Origin of the sequence: Pseudomonas sp. P7759, from assembly GCF_013386445.1 — a bacterium.
Classification (GTDB): Bacteria; Pseudomonadota; Gammaproteobacteria; order Pseudomonadales; family Pseudomonadaceae; genus Aquipseudomonas; species Aquipseudomonas azotoformans_A.
The window spans coordinates 16,384-35,868 of sequence record NZ_JACART010000014.1; the positions used below are offsets into that span (position 1 = coordinate 16,384).

Here is a 19,485-nt window from a genome sequence, read left to right on the forward strand (position 1 = left end):
CCGCATCGACCCCTTCAAGGAACTGCAATGCGCCACCTGGACGGCAAATCCCAGCCACTTCGTGCCCCCTTTTTGATGCTGCTGGCCGGCCTGGCGTTGGTCGGCTGCTCGCCCAGTGACCACTCCCGTGCGCGGGTGATCAACGGTGAACAAAGCCGCGCCGGCGCACAACTGGCTTATGAGCATGAACTGAGCCTGGCCCTGCCCGGCGCCCTGCTTGCGCCGCGCATGCAGGCCACTCGCGAAGCCTGCGAAACCGCGCGCTTTGGCGCCTGCAATATCCTCGGTATCACCGAAAACGACAGCGGCGGCCAGATCATCCTGCGCATCGCGCCGACCGGCGTGGAGCCAATGGTCGCGATGGCCGCCGAAGGTGGCAAACTCGGCCAGCGCATCACCACCGCCGAAGACCTGGCCGATGCCGTTGCCGATGTGCGCCGTCGCCAGGACCGCCTGCAAGCCCAGCAACAACGCCTCGACGAGCTGGCCAAGCGCAAGGACATCACCGTCAGCGACCTGATTGCCCTGAGCAAGGAACAGGCGGGCATTGAAAACGAGCTGCAGGAACTGGCGCAGGTCGCCGCCGGTCAGCAACGCCGCCTCGACACCAACCGTGTGACCCTGAATTTCAGCTCCTCTGATGGTGCGAACCAGCAGTCGAGGTTCAGCCGCATGTTCAGCAACTTGAGCGATAACCTGGTAGACGGCACTGCCGACGCCCTGGAGCGCTCGGCCTATGTGCTGCCGTTCGTGATCCTGGCGTTTCCGGTGGTATGGTTGTGGGTGTGGTTGTGGCGCCGCTTTGTTGTGAAGAGCCGCCCTGTGGTGAACGGGCTAGCCCCGCGCGGGGGTGCGAAGCAGCCCTAGAACGATTCACCGAGGGAGGCGTGATACACCGCGTTGTATTTGATTGGGGGGTGCTACGCACCCCAACGCGGGTGCAAGCCCGCTCACCACAAAGCTGATCAGCGCTTCATGCACCGCTGATAACGTTCATCCACCCGCTTGGCGAACCAGGCGGTGGTGAGGTTGCGGGTGATCTTGGGGCTCTTGAGCACGATGCCCGGCAGGATCGCCCGTGGCATAGGCTTGCCCGCCGCCTTGTCGGCCAGGGCAAACACGCGGTTGTAGAGCGTGGTGTTCTCGAAATCCAGTTGCTCGCCCTGCTCCAGTTGGCTGCGGATGCTGGGGTTGCGCATGTCCAGCTTCGCGCCCAACGAACGCACCGCCAGCTCGGTAGTGCCCGGCAGCAGTGAACCGTAACGAATCAAATCCCCATCCAGCGCCAGGTCGGTGCCCGAGGCACGGCTGACGGCAGCCTGGAACGCGGCATTGCGGCTGGCGTACCAGCCAGCATTGAAGTCGGCAAAGCGGTACAACGGCTGGTCATAATTCACCGGGTAACCGAGCAAATGCGCGATGCCGAAATACATGCCGCCCCGGCGGGTGAACACTTCGCGGCGAATGCTGCCGTCCACCGTGTAGGGGTAACCCCGCGCCTGTTTCTGCGCGAAGTCGATACTCACCTGCATCGGCCCTGCGGTATGCACCGGGTTGAAGCCACCAAACAGGGTCTTGCCCAGGGGCACCATGCTGATGAAGTCATCGAAGATGCCGCTCAGGTCTTTTTCCGTGCGTGCAGCGCCCAGGCGATCGGCGTAAGTCTTGCCGGTGGGCGAACGCAGTTGCAGTGCGCTGCGGACCACAAACGCCGGCACGTGGACTTTTCCGGCGCGCCGCAGGATTTCATCCTGCGCGATCTTGCCCATATTCGGCACGGGTGGGTCCACTTGGTAAGTGGACTCCTGCTCGGTGACCGCCAGCACCGCGCAGATGTTTTCCGTGCTGGGGTAGATTTTCTGGGTATCGAAGGCGGTGTAGATGTCCTGGGCCCACCCCTTGCGGTCAGACAACTGGGCGGGTAGCAACCGCACGATCTGCGCCTTCACCTCGGCTTCGCTGCGCTCCGGCTGTTGCGGGTTGCGTGTGGTGGAGCAACCGGCCAGCACCAGCAAAGTGGCAAGGCAGAGGATCAGGCGACTTGAATACATGGGACATCCTTGAGCGACGATCAACTATCGACGCCCAAGGATAGCGGCAGTTCCGCAGCAGAGTGTGTCAGATCCCGGCCAACGCCAGGTCCATCGCGAAATAGGTAAAGATCAAGTCCGCCCCCGCGCGCTTGATCGAGCCCAACGTCTCGCGCACCACACGATCCTCATCAATCGCACCCGCCTGGGCGCCGAACTTGATCATCGCGTACTCGCCGCTCACCTGATACGCCGCCACCGGCAGGCGTGAGGCTTCGCGGATGTCGCGGATGATGTCGAGGTAGGCACCGGCGGGCTTGACCATCAGCGCGTCCGCGCCCTCCTGCTCGTCCAGCAACGATTCGCGCACGGCTTCGCGGCGGTTCATCGGGTTCATCTGGTAGCTTTTGCGGTCGCCCTTGAGCGCGCTGCCGCCCGCTTCGCGGAATGGACCGTAGAGGGCCGAGGCGAATTTGGTCGAGTACGCCATGATCGGGATATGGGTGAAGCCGGCGTCATCCAGGGCGCGGCGGATCGCCTGGACTTGGCCGTCCATCGCTGCCGACGGCGCAATCACGTCAGCACCTGCACGGGCAGCGGCCACGGCTTGCTTGCCAAGGTTGACCAAGGTCGCATCGTTGTCGACATGGGCACCGTGCATCACGCCGCAGTGGCCGTGGTCGGTGTATTCACAGAAACAGGTGTCGGACATCACGATCATCTCCGGCACGGCGTCCTTGATGATCGAGGACATGCGCGAGACCAGGCCACGTTCTTTCCAGGTGTCGCTGCCGCTGGCGTCCAAGTGATGGGACACACCAAAGGTCATCACCGACTTGATGCCGGCGCGGGCATAGCGCTCGATCTCGCCGGCCAGTTTCTTCTCAGGGATGCGCAGCACGCCGGGCATGCTGGTGATGGGCACGAAGTCGTCGATTTCTTCTTCGACGAAGATCGGCAGCACCAGGTCGTTCAGGGTGAATTCGCTTTCCTGGAACAAACCACGCAGCTCCGGGGAGCGGCGCAGGCGGCGTGGGCGGGCTTGGGGGAACTGGCTGGTCATGGTTTTCCTACAGAAGGCAAAAATCTTGGGGGCAGAAGGCAGAAATCTTTGGGGCGAAAGCTTATGCCCCTTGGCCCCGGCAGCACAAACGCCGAGGGGCCAACAGTGTATTGCGCTGCACGTAACAATTCATTGATCTAGAGCTGCAATCGCCCTTCGATACACACCGCCACGGCGCCGCCCACCCAGATTTCATCGCCCTGGCGTTCGACGCGAATCCGCCCCGCCCGCCCGATGGCCGTGCCCTGGCTGACCACATAGCGCTCAGGCGCCAGGCCTTCGGCCAGCAGCCATTGGGCAACGCCAGCGTTCAGGCTGCCGGTGGCCGGGTCTTCCTGGGCGCCGTCACCCGCGATGAAGGCACGGACTTCAAACTGTGCGTCCACATCGTCCCGCGTGGGATCGCAGGGAGCGATGACACCCACCGCCAAACCCAGCAGTTGCGAATAGTCCGGTTGAAGCTCCAGCACTTGATCTCGGTCCGACAGCATTACCGCAAGCCAGCCCGCGCCGTTGTCGACCCACTGGCTGCGCACAATGGCTTCCGGCGCCAAGCCCAGCGCCAGGCGCACGCGCTCGATCAACGAGGCCTCCACCGGCCCTGAACGCAATAACGGCGGCGCGATAAATGCCAGCTCATCGCCCTGGCGACGGATCCGTACCAGGCCGATTTCGCACTCCTGGATGATCTCTTCGCCTTTCGGAACTCCTCCTGCCTGCAGCCACGCGTGGCAACTGCCCAGCGTCGGGTGTCCGGCGAACGGCAGCTCCTTCAAGGTGGTGAAGATTCGCACGCGGTAGTCCGCTTTCGGATCACGCGGCGTCAGCAAGAACGTGGTTTCGCTGAGGTTGGTCCAGTTGGCGAAGTCCGCCATCTGCTGGTCCGTCAGGCTGTCGGCACCGAACACCACCGCCAGCGGGTTGCCCTTGAGCGCCACGCGGCTGAAGACGTCCAGCTGTTTGAAATCAAAAGTCGGCATGCTTCAACTCGGAATACTGAGGCCACGGATCACTGCCGGCCGTGCGACGAAACCGTCCAGCGCGCGCAGCACATTGGGGAAGTCGGCTATGCCCACCAGGTCGCCGGATTCGTAGAAACCAATCAGGTTGCGGATCCACGGAAAGGTCGCGATGTCGGCAATGCTGTACTCGTCGCCCATGATCCAGGTGCGACCCAGCAGGCGTTTCTCCAGCACGTCGAGCAAGCGCCGGGATTCGGCGGCGTAACGGTCTCGGGGACGTTTGTCTTCGTAGGCCTTGCCGGCGAATTTATTGAAGAACCCCAACTGGCCAAACATCGGGCCGATACCGCCCATCTGGAACATCAGCCACTGGAGGGTTTCATAGCGGGTGGCCGGGTCTTCGGAGAGCAACTGGCTGGTTTTTTCCGCCAGGTAGATCAGGATCGCACCGGACTCGAACAGCGCCAACGGTTGGCCGCTGGGACCATTCGGGTCGATGATCGCGGGGATCTTGTTGTTGGGGTTCAGGGACAGGAACTCGGGCGATAGCTGGTCCTGGGTCTCAAAGCTGACTTTGTGGGCTTCATAGGGCAGGCCCAGCTCTTCGAGCATGATTGACACTTTTACCCCGTTGGGCGTCGGCAGCGAGTAGAGTTGCAGGCGCTCGGGATGCTGGGCGGGCCATTTGCTGTTGATCGGGAAAGCGGCGAGTGGGTTCATCGTAAGCCCCTGTTCAGAAAGTCCCCATGATAGCCATCACTACGGTGTCCTGCATGGGTCATCAATACGCAACAACCGCTGGCTATTATCCCGCGTGGGCGAACCAATAGGCCCGCGGGCACTCTTAAGTGCGCTCAAACGGTGAATGGAGGCAACGCGCTATATCGACAGGGAACACCGCAGGACGCCGGATGCGTCACTGGGGCCGGGCTTGTCCGCCTTAACCTGATGCACTGAAGACTCGACACTAATGACCATCAAGCCTCTGTGCCTTGCGCTGCGCCTGAAACGATATTCATACATCATGTTGCCGCTGTTGCTCGTAGGTGGCGCCATCGGCCTGACCCTGGAGTCGCGCACCAGCAATGCCGAACAGGCAGACGGCGTGCAAACCCTGGTGTTTCTGCGCCACGGTGAAAAACCAGCCGGCGGCCTGGGCCAGCTCAATTGCCAGGGTCTCAACCGGGCGATGAACCTGGCCACCCTGCTCCCGGAAAAATTCGGCAAGGCCGACTTCGTCTTCGCCGCCAACCCGACACGAAACGTGGAAGAAGGCGAGCTGGACAATTCCTACAGCTACATTCGCCCACTGATGACCATCAGCCCCAGCGCCATCAAGCTGGGCCTGCCGGTGAACATCAAGTTTTCCGCCAATGACACCAGTGACCTGGCTGACGAACTGGTGGAAGACAAGTACCACAACGCGACCATCTACACCGCCTGGTCCCACGGTTACTTGCCGGAGCTGATCAACAAGGTGGCGAGCGAAGCGTCGGGCGAGAAACACACCATTACCGACGACTGGTCCGGCAGCGACTACGACACGCTCTACGTGCTGACGCTGACCTGGCACAACGGCAAGGCCTCGTTGCTGAGCCGCAACTACAAGCAAGGCTTGAACAACGGCGATGAGAGCTGCCCGGATCCTACACAGCTCGGCGCAGAATCCTGACAGCAAAAGGCCGGCTGGGCTCTGGTGAGCGCAGCCGGCCTTTTGGTTTCAGCCGTTATTGCCGGGCAGCAAGCAAACGCTTGTGACGGTTACGGCGGGCAATGTTCAGACATTCAATCGCCGCCGAGAACGCCATGGCTGCGTACACATAGCCTTTAGGCACATGGGCGCCGAAGCCTTCGGCAATCAACGTCATACCGATCATGATCAGGAAGCCCAGGGCCAACATCACCACGGTCGGGTTGTCGTTGATGAACTTGGCCAACGGCTCAGCGGCCACCAGCATCACGATCACCGAGGTCACGACGGCGATAATCATGATCGGCAAGTGCTCGGTCATGCCTACGGCGGTGATGATGCTGTCGATGGAGAACACCAGGTCGAGCAACAGGATCTGGCCAATGGCCGCGGCAAAACCGATGGCCACGACGTTGCCAGCGTTGGTTTCCTTCTCTTCCGGCTCCGGGTCCATGCTGTGATGGATCTCGGTGGTTGCCTTCCACACCAGGAACAGGCCACCGGCGATCAGGATCATGTCCTTCCACGAGAACGCCTGGCCAAACACTTCGAATACCGGCGCGGTCAACTGCACGATGAACGCGATGGTGCTCAACAGGCCCAGACGCAACACCAACGCCATGCTGATACCGATGCGTCGAGCCTTGGCCCGATGCTGCTCCGGCAGCTTGTTGGTGAGGATCGAGATGAAGATCAGGTTATCGATGCCCAGCACGATCTCCATGACGATCAAGGTCGCCAGGGCAACCCAGGCGGTGGGGCTGGCGGCCAGTTGTAAAAGGTAATCCATAGGTCAGTCCTGACGTTCTTCGTGAATAAAAAGTGCGGGGAAATTAGGCTTCTTTGCTAGAAGATTCGCTTTCTTTGTCTTCCTGATCATCCTTTTTCTGCGGGTTGATCAGGCCGTTGGTCGCTTCACTCAATGCCTGTTCGGCGGCCTTGTGGGTGTCATCAATGGCTTGCTTGGCCGATTCAGTGGCTTTGCCCAGCACCTGCTGCGCACTTTTCTCGACCTGATCGCAGCCGCTGATCACTACCAATGAAAGCGCAAGCAACGATGCCGCGCACAGGGAATTGAGTTTCATGATGTCTTCCTCGTTAGAACCATTGGGTCCAAATAGTGGCCCCGCGATAGCGAGGCATTCTATGCAGCTGAACAGTTCAGGAAAATTCGTATTTTTCTCGCGTATACTTCGATTTTCACGAAGTGACGACCAGCATGCTCAATTATCGACAACTGCACTACTTCTGGGTGGTGGCCAAGACTGGCAGCATCGTGCGTGCGTGTGAGCAGCTTAATCTCACGCCCCAGACCATCAGCGGGCAGATCAGCCTGTTGGAGCAAACCTTTGGTATCGCGCTGTTTCAGCGCGTCGGCCGCCAGCTGGAACTGACCGAAGCCGGGCGCCAGGCCCTGCCCTACGCCGAGCAGATGTTCCAGACCGGCAATGAATTGGAGGCCATGCTGCGCGCGCAGCCCGATGAACAGCAGATTCTGTTCCGCGTCGGCGTGGCGGATGTGGTGCCCAAGTCCATCGTTTACCGGCTGATCGCGCCGACCATGGAGCTGAGCGAACCGATCCGCATCACCTGCCGCGAAGACAAACTTGAACGCTTGCTCGCCGACCTGGCCATCCAGCGCCTGGACCTGGTGATTTCCGACAGCCCCATGCCTACGCACCTGGACATCAAGGGCTACAGCCAGAAGTTGGGGGAATGTGGCATCAGCTTTTTCGCCACACAGGCGTTGGCTGACGCCTACGGCGGGGATTTCCCACAGTGCCTGCACGGCGCGCCGCTACTGATTCCAGGCGCGGAAACCGTGGTGCGCAGCCGTTTGCAGCGCTGGTTTGCCGAACAGCAGATCCAGCCGAAGATCATCGGCGAGTTCGACGACAGCGCCTTGATGCAGGCCTTCGGCCAATCCGGCAGCGGGATTTTTATCGCCCCCAGCGTGATTGCCGATGAGGTGGTGCGCCAGTACGGCGTGGCACTGATTGGCCAGACCGTGGCGGTGACCGAGTCGTTCTACGCGATCTCGGTGGAGCGCAAGGTCAAGCACCCCGGCATCGTGGCGATTACCGAAGGCGCTCGAAGGGAGTTGTTCACCACCTTGCCCTGACGGCTCAGGCCTGGGAAGCGACCGGTTGCTTGGCGGTCATCAGCCACAAGGCCAGCAGGATCGACACCAGGATAAACCCCGAAGCGGCAAAACCCAGGCTGCCCAGGCCAAGGGTGTCGATCACATGGCCGCCCACCAGGGCGCCCAGGCCAATCCCCAAGTTGGCCCCGGCGATGTTCAGCGACGCGGCAAATGCCGGCGCATGGGGTGCGGCCTTCATCAAGCGCACATGGCTGACCAGAAACATCGCCGCCTGGGTCACGCCCCACACGGCCATCGCCGCCGCCAGGCCAATGGTCGAATGGATCGCCGGCACCAGCGCCACCATGCCCGCAATCATGAAGCCGCAAAACACCATCGACGCGATCAACGGGTGGCGATCCACCGCGCGCCCGCCCAACGAATTGCCAATCAGCCCGACCGCACCGAAGCCCATCAGGCACCAGCCCACCAACGTACCGTCGAAACCGGCCAGGCGCTCGAGAATATCCGCCAGATAGGTGTACGCCGTAAACATGCCGCTGAACACCAGGATCGACAGCAGGATATGGCCCTGCATCAATGGGTTGCGCAGGATCTTGAACTGCGAGCGCAGCGTCACTTCAGTGTTCTTCGGCTGGGTCACCGGCAGGTAGATAAACAGCAGCAAGGCCTTGGCCAAGGCCACCACCGAGAGGATGGCAAACGCGCTGCGCCAGCCGAACATATCGGAAATCAGCGTGCCCACCGGAATGCCGAAGACCGTGGCACACACGATCCCGAAGCCGATCTTCTCGATGGCACGCCCGGCGAATTCGGGGCCGACGATGTCCACCGCCGTTTCGCTGGCCAAGGCCCAGAACACCGGCAGGCCCAGGGCCGGGATCAACCGCGCCACGGCCATCACCCAGATATTCGGTGCCAGCGCCGCCACCGTATTGGCCACGCCGAACATGATCAGAATGCTGATGAACAGCCGCTTGCGTGGGAAGCGCGCGCAGTAGGCCGTCAGAAACGGCCCAAAGGCCGCCACGGTAAACGCGAACAAGGTCACCAACAGCCCGGCCTGGGACACACTCACATTCAGGTCCCGGGCGATTGAGGGCAGCAGGCCGACGATGACGAATTCCGTGGTCAGCACGGTAAAGCCGGCGGCCGACAGCAGCAGGATGGGAAACAACATGAAAACTCCAGAAACGACGACATCAACGACAACCCAAAGGGCGCGCTGAAGGATAGGAAAGATGAGAGGACGGAATCTTAACAGGATTTTGCAAAGACTGGGGCGGGCGGGTGACGCAATGCCGCACCGCCGAGGACATTTCCTACAGCGTGCTAGACTTCGCGATCCGCGTCCTACAGCCCTTTCTGCCTGTGCCGCCGTGCCTCCAAAAACTAGAGACCAGTGTTTATGACTGCTGCCCCTTCCCTCCTGCAACGACTGGCCCGCGTCAGCCTGGTCACGCAAATCGTCATCGGCCTGATCGCCGGCATCCTGCTCGCCTTGCTGTTGCCCGAGGCGGCCAAGGCCACCGGGTTTATCGGCAAGGTGTTCGTCGCCGCGCTCAAGGCCGTGGCGCCGATTTTGGTGTTTGTGCTGGTGATGGCGTCGATCGCCAACCATAAGCACGGCCAGGAAACCCATATCAAGCCGATCCTGTTCCTCTATCTGCTGGGCACCTTTGCCGCCGCCGTGGTCGCGGTGATTGCGAGCATGTGGTTCCCCTCCTCGCTAGTGCTGGCAACCCACGACGCAACCGTGACCGCGCCCGGCGGCATCGGTGAAGTGCTGCAAAGCCTGTTGTTGAGCGTGGTGGACAACCCGGTCAGCGCACTGATGAATGCCAACTTCATCGGCATCCTGGCCTGGGCTATCGGCATGGGCGTAGCCATTCGCCATGCCGGCGAGACCACCCGCACCGTGCTCGACGACCTGTCCAATGGCGTCACACTGATCGTGCGGGTGGTGATCCGCTTTGCGCCGCTGGGTATTTTCGGCCTGGTGGCCTCGACCCTGGCCACTTCCGGCTTCGGCGCCCTGCTCGGCTACGCCCACCTGCTGGTGGTGCTGATCGGCTGCATGCTGTTCGTGGCGCTGGTGGTCAACCCGGCCATCGTCTTCTGGAAACTGCGTCGCAATCCTTACCCGTTGGTGCTGATGTGCCTGCGCGAAAGCGGGATCACCGCGTTCTTCACCCGCAGTTCGGCGGCGAACATCCCGGTCAACCTGGCGTTGAGCAAACGCCTGGGCCTGCATGAAGACACGTACTCGGTGTCGATCCCGCTCGGTGCCACCATCAATATGGCCGGCGCCGCGATCACCATTACCGTGTTGACCCTGGCCGCCGTACACACCTTGGGTATCGCCGTCGACCTGCCCACCGCCGTGCTGCTCAGCGTGGTCGCGGCCGTCTGCGCCTGCGGTGCTTCCGGCGTGGCGGGCGGTTCGCTGCTATTGATCCCATTGGCGTGCAGCCTGTTTGGCATTCCCAGCGAGATCGCCATGCAAGTGGTTGCCGTGGGGTTCATCATCGGCGTGCTGCAGGATTCGGCGGAAACCGCGCTGAATTCGTCCACCGATGTGCTGTTCACCGCCGCCGCTTGCCTGGGCAAGGAAGAGCAGCCGGCTTAAAATAGCCAGCCACAAAAAAGCCCGGGGTCGTTCACTGAAGAACGACCCCGGGCTTTTTTATGACTGAAGGCTTAGAAAGCGCCCATGTAATCACGCTTGCCCACTTCCACACCGTTGTGGCGCAGCAGCGCGTAAGCGGTGGTGACGTGGAAGAAGAACTGCGGCAGGCCGTAGGTCAGCAGGTAGGACTGGCCGCTGAAGCGCTTCTCTTTCGGCGTGCCTGGGCGCGTGACGATCTCGATGCCTTCCTTGCCGTCGATTTGCTCGGGCTGGATGGTGTCAACGAAGGCCAACACCTTGGTGATCAGCGCTTGCAAGTCGGCGAAGGTGACTTCGGTATCTTCATATTTCGGCACTTCGATCTCAGCCAGGCGTGCGGAAACGCCCTTGGCGAAGTCGACGGCGATCTGCACCTGGCGCACCAGTTGGAACATGTCCGGGAACAGGCGTGCTTGCAGCAAGGCGTTCGGCTCGATGTTCTTGGCGGTGGCGTGGGCTTCGGCCTTGGCCAGCACACCGCTCAGGGCAGTGAGCATTTGCTTGAAGACGGGGATGGAGGCGGCGTACAGGGAAATAGTCATGGCAGTCTCTGGGTAATGTCACGGTTTGAACCAGCGGCGATTATAGCCCTGCCCGCCGCTTGTCTTTTATTTTTTCCGGCTTACGCTAGGCACTTCACTGCATAGGGAAAGCGCGATGACCGCCGAGCACGACACCGAGACCCCTGAGCCGCGCCTGAACAGCACGGAAATCCGCATCCTGGGCTGCCTGATCGAGAAACAGGCGACCAACCCGGAAACCTATCCCCTGACCCTCAATGCCCTGGTCCTGGCCTGCAACCAGAAGACCAGCCGCGAGCCGGTCATGAACCTCAGCCAGGGCCAGGTTGGCCAGAGCCTGCGTGCGCTGGAAGGCCAGGGCTTCACCCGCCTGGTGATGGGCAGCCGCGCCGACCGTTGGGAACATCGCGTGGACAAGGCGCTGGAGCTGGTGCCAGCCCAGGTGATTCTTACCGGGCTGTTGTTCCTGCGTGGGCCGCAGACGGTCAATGAACTGTTGACGCGCAGCGGACGCATGCATGACTTCGAAGACGCCGAGCAGGTGGTGCATCAACTGGAGCGCTTGATCGCACGCGGGCTGGCGTTGCTGGTGCCGCGCCAGGCCGGGCAGCGCGAAGACCGCTACACCCATGCGCTGGGCGATCCGGCAGACATCGAGACGATCCTCGCGGCACGGGGCAACCCCGTGGAACGCGGGACTGGCGTTTCGGCGGACCGGATCGAAGAACTGGAAGCGCGCATTGCAGCGCTCGAAGAGCGCCTGGCCCAGTTGGAACAGGGCTGAGGGTGCTGCGCAGCAAGCGCCCTCGCCACCGTTTCAGCGCAAGGCGTTAACTAGCATTCCAATCGCCACCAGTACACACAGGCTGGCGAACCCCACTTGCAAGCTACGGGCGGGAATCACCGAGCACAGGCGTCGGCCGGCGAGCATGCCGACGATGCTTGCGCCGATAAACACCCAGCCCACCGGTTCGATGCGCACACCGGCATGGAATGCACCCGCCACGCCGATCAGCGAGAGCAGGCTGATCACCATCAAGGACGTGGCGACGATGCCGCGCATCTGCACATCGGTGAGTTGCTTGAACGCCGGCACGATCAGGAAGCCACCGCCAACGCCCAGCAGGCCGGATACCGCACCGGTCACCGCGCCGAGGGCGGCCAGGGTCGCGCTGCATTTGGCGGTCCAGGCGAAGCGTCCGGTCTGCTGATCGAGCATGCAGTTCTTCTGGCCCCAGGACGCCGTGCCATGGTCACTCGGCCCGGCCTCGCGTTTTTCACGCTGCAACATGCGCCAAGCCACCAGCACCATCAACGCGCTGAACAGCACCATCAACAGCGCTTCCGGCAATTGGTGGGCGAGAAACACTCCCACCGGCGAAAACAGCGCACCGAGCAAGGCGATCAACAACGCGGCGCGGTAACGCACCAGGCCATGGCGCAAACCGTCGATCGCTCCCACGGCTGCTGCCGCGCCGACGGCGAGCAACGACACCGGCGCGGCCTGGGTCATGCTCAGGCCCAACCCCAACACCAGCGCCGGCACCCCGAGGATGCCGCCGCCCGCACCGGTCAGGCCCATGACCAGGCCCATCAATAATCCCAACACACTGGCCAGCAGCATTCAGTCCACCTTGCTCAGGCGGGTCAGCCACTCGCGGCCCTTGAGCATGCCGTTCCAGTAGAACCACGGCAGCAAGGTGGCCTTGAGAAACCACATCGAGCGCCGCGCCTGGGTCGGGTCCAGGGGAAAGGTCGGTAGCAGCTTGCCGCCGTAGCCGAACTCGGCCAACACCACCTTGCCCTTCTCCACCGTCAGCGGGCAGGAACCGTAGCCATCGTATTTGAGCGGCAGCGGCGCCTGTTTACGCAGGGCCAGCAGGTTTTCGGCGACCACCACGATCTGCTTGCGCACCGCCGCGGCGGTCTTGGCATTGGTGGTGCCGCATACATCACCCAGGCCGAAGATGTGCGGGTAACGCAGGTGTTGCAGGCTGTGGGGGTTGACTTCGCACCAGCCGGCGGCGTCGGCCAACGGGCTTTGACGGATGAAGTCCGGGGAGACTTGCGGTGGGACAACGTGCAGCAGGTCGAAGGATTTTTCTTCGATGCGCGCAGTGCCTTCGGCGTCCTTCACTTCGAACCAGGCCTTGCGTGCCGGACCATCGACTTTCACCAGATTGGCGTTGAACGCCAGGCGAGCGTTGTACTTCTCCACGTATTTCATCAACGGCGGGACGAAGGTCGCCACGCCGAACAGCGCGGCACCGGCCAGGTTGAATTCGACGTCGATGTTTTTCAGCACGCCCTGCTTGAGCCAGTGATCGCAGGACAAATACATGGCCTTTTGCGGCGCGCCCGCGCATTTGATCGGCATGGCCGGCTGGGTAAAGATCGCCTTGCCACCCTTGAGTTGCTGCACCAGCTGCCAGGTGTAGGCGGCGTGCTGGTAGCTGTAGTTGGACGTGACGCCATGCTTGCCGAGGGTGTCTTGCAGGCCTTCGATCTTCTCCCACGCCAGGCGCAGGCCGGGGCAGACGATCAGGTTTTGCCAGCTGACACGCTGGCCGCTGTCGAGGATCAGGGTCTGCTCGTCGGGCAGTACTTCGGTGACGGCGGCCTGCACCCAGGTGACGCCATTGGGCAATACATCCGCCAGCGGGCGGCGAGTCTTTTTCAGGTCATAGGCGCCGCCGCCCACCAAGGTCCAGGCGGGCTGGTAGCAGTGGTGGTCGCTCGGTTCGATCAGGATGATGTTCAGGTGCGGGTCGCGCTTGAGCAGGCTGGCCAGCAGGCCAATGCCCGCCGAGCCGCCGCCGATGACTACGATGTCGCCACTGATGGTTGGGCCCCAGTGTTGGTCGGTCATGGTCTATCGCCTTTGTCATACATGCACACAAGGGTCGCTGCCGGATGGCGTCACGCCCAGCTTTTTATGACCGCGCCGCAGTACAGCCCGGACAGGGTCTTCATTACTTGAATCACTTCGTGGCTGGCCAGCCCGTAGAAGATGTATTTACCTTCCCGACGGGTGGCGACCAACCCTTCGTCGCGCAAAATGCCCAACTGTTGTGACAGCGTGGGCTGGCGCACGCCGGTCAGGGCTTCCAGCTCGCCGACATTGCGCTCGCCTTGGGTCAACTGGCACAGGATCAACAAACGGTCCTCATTGGCCAGGGCCTTGAGCAAGGAACAAGCCTTGGACGCCGATGCGCGCAACTGGGCGACTTCGCCCTCACTCAGAGTAGATTCCATTTGCCTCGGGTCCTTTTTGTCACTTAAGCTCAAAACATTATGTGAAAACGTAAACTGATTGTAACTACTTTTTTCTTCATCCGGGGCAACCGCCATGCCAGCGCTGATCCAAGCCTTTCTGGACGAGGCATCGTCGACCTACACCTACGTCGTTTATGAAGCCGATGGCGGCCCCTGTGCCATCGTCGACTCAGTGCTCAACTACGACCCGGCCTCGGGGCGCACCGACACCCGCCAGGCCGACAAGGTGATCGCCTACGTGCGCGAACATTGCGTGCAGGTGCAGTGGTTGCTGGAAACCCACGCCCACGCTGATCACTTGTCCGCCGCGCCTTACCTGCGCCGCACCTTGGGCGGCAAGATCGCCATCGGGCAGTCCATCAGCAAAGTACAGGGCGTGTTCAAGAACCTGTTCAACCTGGAGCCGGAATTTCGCGTGGATGGCTCGCAGTTCGATCATCTGTTTGCGCCGGATGAGGTGTTTCACATCGGCACGATCAAGGCCCAGGCCCTGCATGTGCCAGGGCATACCCCGGCGGACATGGCCTACCTGATCGACGACCGGTTGATCCTGGTGGGCGACACGCTGTTCATGCCGGATGTCGGCACGGCGCGCTGTGATTTCCCCGGCGGCGATGCGCGGCAGTTGTATGCGTCGATGCGCAAGCTGCTGGCCTTTCCGTTGGAAACCGAACTGTACGTCTGCCACGACTACCCGCCTGAAGGCCGTGAGGCAAAATGCCGGACCACGGTAGCCGAGCAGCGCGCGGGGAATATCCATGTGCATGACGGCGTGGATGAAGCCACGTTTGTCGAGATGCGCACCACGCGCGACGCAGGGCTGGGGATGCCGACGCTGTTGCTGCCGGCGATCCAGGTGAATGTGCGGGCGGGGAATATGCCGCCGGCGGAGGACAATGGGGTGGTGTATCTGAAGATTCCGGTCAACCGCCTCTAACCCAGGTTGATGCCGTTGGCCGGTAGCGGCAATGCGGTTTTATAGCGCACTTGCTTGAGGGCGAAGCTCGACCGGATGTTCGCCACCCCCGGCACCTTGGTCAAAAAGTCCATCATGAAGCGCTCCAGCGACTGGATCGTCGGCACCAGCACCCGGATCAGGTAGTCCGGGTCGCCGGCCATCAGGTAACACTCCATCACCTCGGGCCGGTCGGAGATCGCGCCTTCGAACTGCTGCAATGCCCATTCATTCTGCTTTTCCAGGCTGACGTGGATGAACACGTTGACGTGCAGCCCCAGCAGATCGGCGTCGAGCAGCGTGACCTGGTCACGGATCAAGCCCAGTTCCTCCATGGCCTTCACCCGGTTGAAACACGGCGTGGGCGACAGGTTCACCGAGCGGGCCAGGTCGGCGTTGGTGATGCGGGCGTTCTCCTGCAGGGCGTTGAGAATGCCGATATCGGTACGGTCCAGTTTGCGCATGAGACAAAATCACCTGTTTATTATGTTTATGCAGTTTTTTTATCCGCAAATGATCCTGAGCGCAATGAAACACAGATAAATATTCTTCTACGCCCCGCCTATGATTGTTGTAGGACAAGATTTCTCCTATCCGGAGGCTGACTGTCAGCTAGCGCGCCCACTACAAGAAATTCACAAGATAGAGCGTAGAAAGCCATGACCCAGCAGTATGAACCACTGCGCCTGCACGTCCCTGAACCCTCGGGCCGCCCAGGCTGCAAGACCGACTTCACCTACCTGCGCCTGACCGACGCCGGCACCGTGCGCAAACCCGCCATCGACGTAGAACCCGCCGACACCGCCGACCTTGCCAAGGGCCTGATCCGCGTGCTCGACGACCAGGGCCAGGCCCTCGGCCCGTGGGCCGAAGGCGTCCCGGTCGAGATCCTGCGCAAAGGCATGCGCGCCATGCTCAAGACGCGCATTTTCGACAACCGCATGGTGGTCGCCCAGCGTCAGAAAAAAATGTCGTTCTACATGCAAAGCCTTGGCGAAGAAGCCATCGGCAGCGCCCAGGCCCTGGCCTTGAACATCGACGACATGTGCTTCCCTACCTACCGCCAGCAAAGCATCCTGATGGCCCGCGAAGTGCCGCTGGTGGACCTGATCTGCCAACTGCTGTCCAACGAGCGTGACCCGCTCAAGGGCCGCCAGTTGCCGATCATGTACTCGGTGAAAGACGCCGGTTTCTTCACCATTTCCGGCAACCTCGCCACCCAATTCGTACAAGGCGTGGGCTGGGGCATGGCCTCGGCGATCAAGGGCGATACCAAGATTGCCTCGGCCTGGATCGGCGACGGCGCCACCGCCGAATCCGACTTCCACACCGCCCTCACCTTCGCCCACGTATACCGTGCGCCGGTGATCCTCAACGTGGTCAACAACCAGTGGGCCATCTCCACCTTCCAAGCCATCGCCGGCGGCGAAGCCACCACCTTTGCCGGACGCGGCGTGGGTTGTGGCATCGCCTCCCTGCGTGTGGACGGCAACGACTTCATCGCGGTGTACGCTGCTTCCGCCTGGGCTGCCGAGCGTGCGCGCCGCAACCTTGGTCCTACGCTGATCGAGTGGGTCACGTATCGAGCCGGCCCGCACTCCACTTCGGATGATCCGTCCAAATACCGTCCCGCCGACGACTGGAGCCACTTCCCCCTGGGCGACCCGATTGCCCGCCTCAAGCAGCACCTGATCAAGATTGGCCAGTGGTCCGAAGAGGAACACGCGGCGGTCAGTGGAGAACTTGAAGCCGAAGTGGTCAAGGCACAGAAAGAAGCCGAACAGTACGGCACCCTCGCCGGCGGCCAGATTCCAAGCGCCGCGACCATGTTCGAAGACGTCTACAAAGAGATGCCGGAGCATTTGAAGCGCCAGCGTCAAGAGTTGGGGGTCTGACATGAACGATCACAACAACAGCATTGAAGTGGAAACCGCCATGACCACCACCACCATGACCATGATCCAGGCCCTGCGCTCGGCCATGGATGTGATGCTCGAACGAGACGACAACGTGGTGGTGTTTGGCCAGGACGTCGGTTATTTCGGCGGCGTGTTCCGCTGCACCGAAGGGTTGCAGACCAAATACGGCAGCTCGCGGGTGTTCGACGCGCCGATCTCCGAGAGCGGCATTATCGGCGTGGCCGTGGGCATGGGCGCCTATGGCCTGCGCCCGGTGGCCGAGATCCAGTTCGCCGACTACGTCTACCCCGCCACCGACCAGATCATTTCCGAAGCGGCGCGCCTGCGTTATCGCTCGGCCGGCCAGTTCACCGCGCCACTGACCATGCGCATGCCGTGTGGCGGCGGCATTTACGGCGGGCAGACCCACAGCCAGAGTATCGAAGCGGTGTTCACCCAGGTCTGCGGGCTGCGCACGGTGATGCCGTCCAACCCTTACGACGCCAAAGGTTTGCTGATCGCCTCCATCGAAAACGATGACCCGGTGATCTTCCTCGAACCCAAACGCCTGTACAACGGCCCATTCGATGGCCATCACGACCGCCCGGTGACCCCGTGGTCGAAACACCCGCAAGCCCAAGTACCGGACGGTTATTACACCGTGCCGCTGGACGTGGCCGCCATCGTGCGTCCGGGTTCGGCCGTGACGGTGCTGACCTATGGCACCACCGTGTACGTGTCGCAAGTCGCCGCCGAAGAAACCGGCATCGACGCCGAGGTCATCGACCTGCGCAGCCTGTGGCCGCTCGACCTGGAAACCATCGTCAAATCCGTGAAGAAGACTGGCCGTTGCGTGGTGGTGCATGAAGCCACCCGCACCTGCGGCTTTGGTGCCGAGTTGGTGTCGCTGGTGCAAGAGCATTGCTTCCACCACCTGGAAGCGCCGATCGAACGCGTCACCGGTTGGGACACCCCCTACCCGCACGCGCAAGAGTGGGCGTATTTCCCAGGGCCGTCCCGAGTGGGCGCGGCGTTGAAACGGGTCATGGAGGTCTGAATGGGCACGCACGTTATCAAGATGCCGGACATTGGCGAAGGCATCGCGGAAGTTGAACTGTCGGTGTGGCATGTGAAGGTCGGCGACATGGTCGTGGAAGACCAGGTGCTGGCGGATGTGATGACCGACAAGGCGATGGTGGATATTCCTTCGCCAGTGCACGGCAAGGTGATTTCCCTCGGCGGTGAGCCGGGTGAAGTCATGGCCGTGGGCAGTATTCTGATCAGCATTGAAGTGGAAGGCGCGGGTAACGCCAAGGAAGCGCCCGCCGTGAAGGAAGCGCCGAAGGCCGCGCCTGTGGTTGAGGCCAAGCCTGCGCCGGTGGCGGTTGAAAGCAAACCGGCACCGGTTATCGCAGCCCAGTCACCTGTGGCACGTGAAGCCGACGAGCGCCCATTGGCCTCCCCTGCTGTGCGCAAGCATGCATTGGACGCCGGGATCCAACTGCGCCTGGTGCAGGGCTCTGGCCCGGCGGGCCGGATTCTGCACGAAGACTTGGAGGCTTACTTGCTCCAGGGTCCGGCGAAAAATTCTACAGCCGCCAACCCCTACGCCGAACGCCACACCGAAGAACAGATCCCGGTGATCGGCATGCGCCGCAAGATCGCCCAGCGCATGCAGGACGCCACCCGGCGCGCCGCGCATTTCAGCTATGTGGAAGAGATCGACGTCACCGCCCTCGACGAGCTGCGCGTGCACCTCAACGAGAAACACGGCGCCACGCGCGGCAAGCTAACGCTGCTGCCGTTCATCGTGCGCGCCATGGTGGTGGCACTGCGTGACTTCCCGCAGATCAACGCGCGCTACGACGACGAAGCCCAGGTCATCACCCGCCTCGGCGCGGTGCATGTGGGCGTCGCCACCCAGAGCGATGTCGGCTTGATGGTGCCGGTGGTGCGTCACGCCGAAGCCCGCAGCCTGTGGGGCAACGCTGAAGAAATCGCGCGCTTGGCCACGGCTGCACGCAATGGCAAGGCCAGCCGCGACGAGCTGTCGGGCTCGACGATCACCCTGACCAGCCTGGGTGCCTTGGGTGGCATCGTCAGCACGCCGGTGCTGAACCTGCCGGAAGTGGCCATCGTTGGCGTCAACCGTATCGTTGAACGACCGATGGTGATCAAGGGCCAGATCGTGGTGCGCAAGATGATGAACCTCTCCAGCTCCTTCGATCACCGCGTGGTCGATGGCATGGACGCGGCGCAATTCATCCAGGCCATTCGCGGCCTGCTCGAACAACCCGCCAGCCTGTTCCTGGAGTAAG

21 protein-coding genes are annotated in these 19,485 nt (G+C 61.9%); 9 read left to right on the plus strand and 12 right to left on the minus strand.

Annotated features, from left to right (window positions below):
• Positions 1-27: 27 nt before the first annotated feature.
• Entirely contained in the window at positions 28-867 is an 840-nt protein-coding gene (locus HX823_RS13890) for a DUF4349 domain-containing protein (protein ID WP_177075210.1), read from the plus strand.
• Positions 868-965: 98 nt separating this feature from the next.
• Here the strand turns inward: HX823_RS13890 and HX823_RS13895 are convergent, their stop codons facing one another.
• From HX823_RS13895 to HX823_RS13910, 4 genes are all read right to left on the minus strand, one after another.
• Complete coding sequence (locus tag HX823_RS13895) at positions 966-2,051, minus strand: DUF1615 domain-containing protein (protein WP_177075211.1); 1,086 nt, start codon at positions 2,049-2,051, stop codon at positions 966-968.
• A gap of 67 nt (positions 2,052-2,118) precedes the next feature.
• The gene (gene hemB, locus HX823_RS13900; protein WP_016977356.1) at positions 2,119-3,093 is read right to left on the minus strand and encodes a porphobilinogen synthase; all 975 of its coding nucleotides are present in this window, start codon (positions 3,091-3,093) and stop codon (positions 2,119-2,121) included.
• 137 nt (positions 3,094-3,230) lie between these two features.
• Positions 3,231-4,073 (minus strand): PhzF family phenazine biosynthesis protein, encoded by an 843-nt coding sequence (locus HX823_RS13905; protein ID WP_177075212.1) that lies wholly within the window; start codon positions 4,071-4,073, stop codon positions 3,231-3,233.
• A gap of 3 nt (positions 4,074-4,076) precedes the next feature.
• Complete coding sequence (locus HX823_RS13910; RefSeq protein ID WP_038843913.1) at positions 4,077-4,775, minus strand: glutathione S-transferase N-terminal domain-containing protein; 699 nt, start codon at positions 4,773-4,775, stop codon at positions 4,077-4,079.
• A 250-nt stretch (positions 4,776-5,025) separates the two neighbouring features.
• On the opposite strand from HX823_RS13910, the gene HX823_RS13915 reads away from it, so the two are divergent.
• A complete protein-coding gene (locus tag HX823_RS13915; protein WP_038843914.1) occupies positions 5,026-5,727 on the plus strand; it encodes a hypothetical protein in 702 nt (233 codons plus the stop codon).
• A gap of 55 nt (positions 5,728-5,782) precedes the next feature.
• On the opposite strand, the gene HX823_RS13920 is transcribed toward HX823_RS13915, so the two are convergent.
• Positions 5,783-6,535, minus strand: a complete 753-nt coding sequence (locus tag HX823_RS13920; protein ID WP_038843915.1) for a TerC family protein — start codon at positions 6,533-6,535, stop codon at positions 5,783-5,785.
• A 43-nt stretch (positions 6,536-6,578) separates the two neighbouring features.
• The gene (locus HX823_RS13925) at positions 6,579-6,830 is read right to left on the minus strand and encodes a hypothetical protein (RefSeq protein ID WP_038843917.1); all 252 of its coding nucleotides are present in this window, start codon (positions 6,828-6,830) and stop codon (positions 6,579-6,581) included.
• Between the two features lie 134 nt (positions 6,831-6,964).
• Between HX823_RS13925 and nhaR the strand changes: the two genes are divergently transcribed.
• Entirely contained in the window at positions 6,965-7,867 is a 903-nt protein-coding gene (nhaR, locus tag HX823_RS13930) for a transcriptional activator NhaR (RefSeq protein WP_020372645.1), read from the plus strand.
• A gap of 4 nt (positions 7,868-7,871) precedes the next feature.
• Here nhaR and HX823_RS13935 read toward each other — a convergent pair whose 3' ends face one another.
• Entirely contained in the window at positions 7,872-9,029 is a 1,158-nt protein-coding gene (locus HX823_RS13935; protein WP_177075213.1) for an MFS transporter, read from the minus strand.
• A gap of 228 nt (positions 9,030-9,257) precedes the next feature.
• Here HX823_RS13935 and sstT point away from each other — a divergent pair, with 228 nt between their 5' ends.
• The gene (gene sstT / locus HX823_RS13940) at positions 9,258-10,478 is read left to right on the plus strand and encodes a serine/threonine transporter SstT (protein WP_033902034.1); all 1,221 of its coding nucleotides are present in this window, start codon (positions 9,258-9,260) and stop codon (positions 10,476-10,478) included.
• Positions 10,479-10,549: 71 nt separating this feature from the next.
• Here sstT and HX823_RS13945 read toward each other — a convergent pair whose 3' ends face one another.
• The gene (locus tag HX823_RS13945) at positions 10,550-11,059 is read right to left on the minus strand and encodes a DUF1993 family protein (protein WP_177075214.1); all 510 of its coding nucleotides are present in this window, start codon (positions 11,057-11,059) and stop codon (positions 10,550-10,552) included.
• Positions 11,060-11,174: 115 nt separating this feature from the next.
• Between HX823_RS13945 and HX823_RS13950 the strand changes: the two genes are divergently transcribed.
• The gene (locus HX823_RS13950) at positions 11,175-11,822 is read left to right on the plus strand and encodes a YceH family protein (RefSeq protein WP_177075215.1); all 648 of its coding nucleotides are present in this window, start codon (positions 11,175-11,177) and stop codon (positions 11,820-11,822) included.
• Between the two features lie 33 nt (positions 11,823-11,855).
• On the opposite strand, the gene HX823_RS13955 is transcribed toward HX823_RS13950, so the two are convergent.
• From HX823_RS13955 to HX823_RS13965, 3 genes are read right to left on the minus strand one after another with little or no spacing between them, the layout of a single operon-like run.
• Positions 11,856-12,662 (minus strand): sulfite exporter TauE/SafE family protein, encoded by an 807-nt coding sequence (locus HX823_RS13955; protein ID WP_038843924.1) that lies wholly within the window; start codon positions 12,660-12,662, stop codon positions 11,856-11,858.
• Entirely contained in the window at positions 12,663-13,907 is a 1,245-nt protein-coding gene (locus HX823_RS13960; protein ID WP_038843926.1) for an FAD/NAD(P)-binding oxidoreductase, read from the minus strand.
• 50 nt (positions 13,908-13,957) lie between these two features.
• Entirely contained in the window at positions 13,958-14,293 is a 336-nt protein-coding gene (locus HX823_RS13965; protein WP_005789341.1) for a helix-turn-helix transcriptional regulator, read from the minus strand.
• 94 nt (positions 14,294-14,387) lie between these two features.
• On the opposite strand from HX823_RS13965, the gene HX823_RS13970 reads away from it, so the two are divergent.
• Positions 14,388-15,251, plus strand: coding sequence for an MBL fold metallo-hydrolase (locus HX823_RS13970; RefSeq protein WP_177075216.1), 864 nt, complete (start codon positions 14,388-14,390; stop codon positions 15,249-15,251).
• Here HX823_RS13970 and bkdR read toward each other — a convergent pair.
• Positions 15,248-15,733: a Bkd operon transcriptional regulator BkdR gene (gene bkdR / locus HX823_RS13975; RefSeq protein ID WP_038843930.1), complete on the minus strand. Its 486-nt coding sequence runs from the start codon at positions 15,731-15,733 to the stop codon at positions 15,248-15,250. The genes HX823_RS13970 and bkdR overlap by 4 nt on opposite strands.
• Positions 15,734-15,928: 195 nt before the next feature.
• Here bkdR and HX823_RS13980 point away from each other — a divergent pair, with 195 nt between their 5' ends.
• From HX823_RS13980 to HX823_RS13990, 3 genes are read left to right on the plus strand one after another with little or no spacing between them, the layout of a single operon-like run.
• A complete protein-coding gene (locus HX823_RS13980; RefSeq protein WP_177075217.1) occupies positions 15,929-17,164 on the plus strand; it encodes a 3-methyl-2-oxobutanoate dehydrogenase (2-methylpropanoyl-transferring) subunit alpha in 1,236 nt (411 codons plus the stop codon).
• Position 17,165: 1 nt separating this feature from the next.
• Entirely contained in the window at positions 17,166-18,224 is a 1,059-nt protein-coding gene (locus HX823_RS13985) for an alpha-ketoacid dehydrogenase subunit beta (RefSeq protein WP_016978112.1), read from the plus strand.
• The gene (locus HX823_RS13990; protein ID WP_177075218.1) at positions 18,225-19,484 is read left to right on the plus strand and encodes a dihydrolipoamide acetyltransferase family protein; all 1,260 of its coding nucleotides are present in this window, start codon (positions 18,225-18,227) and stop codon (positions 19,482-19,484) included.
• The last annotated feature ends 1 nt before the right edge of the window (position 19,485 follow it).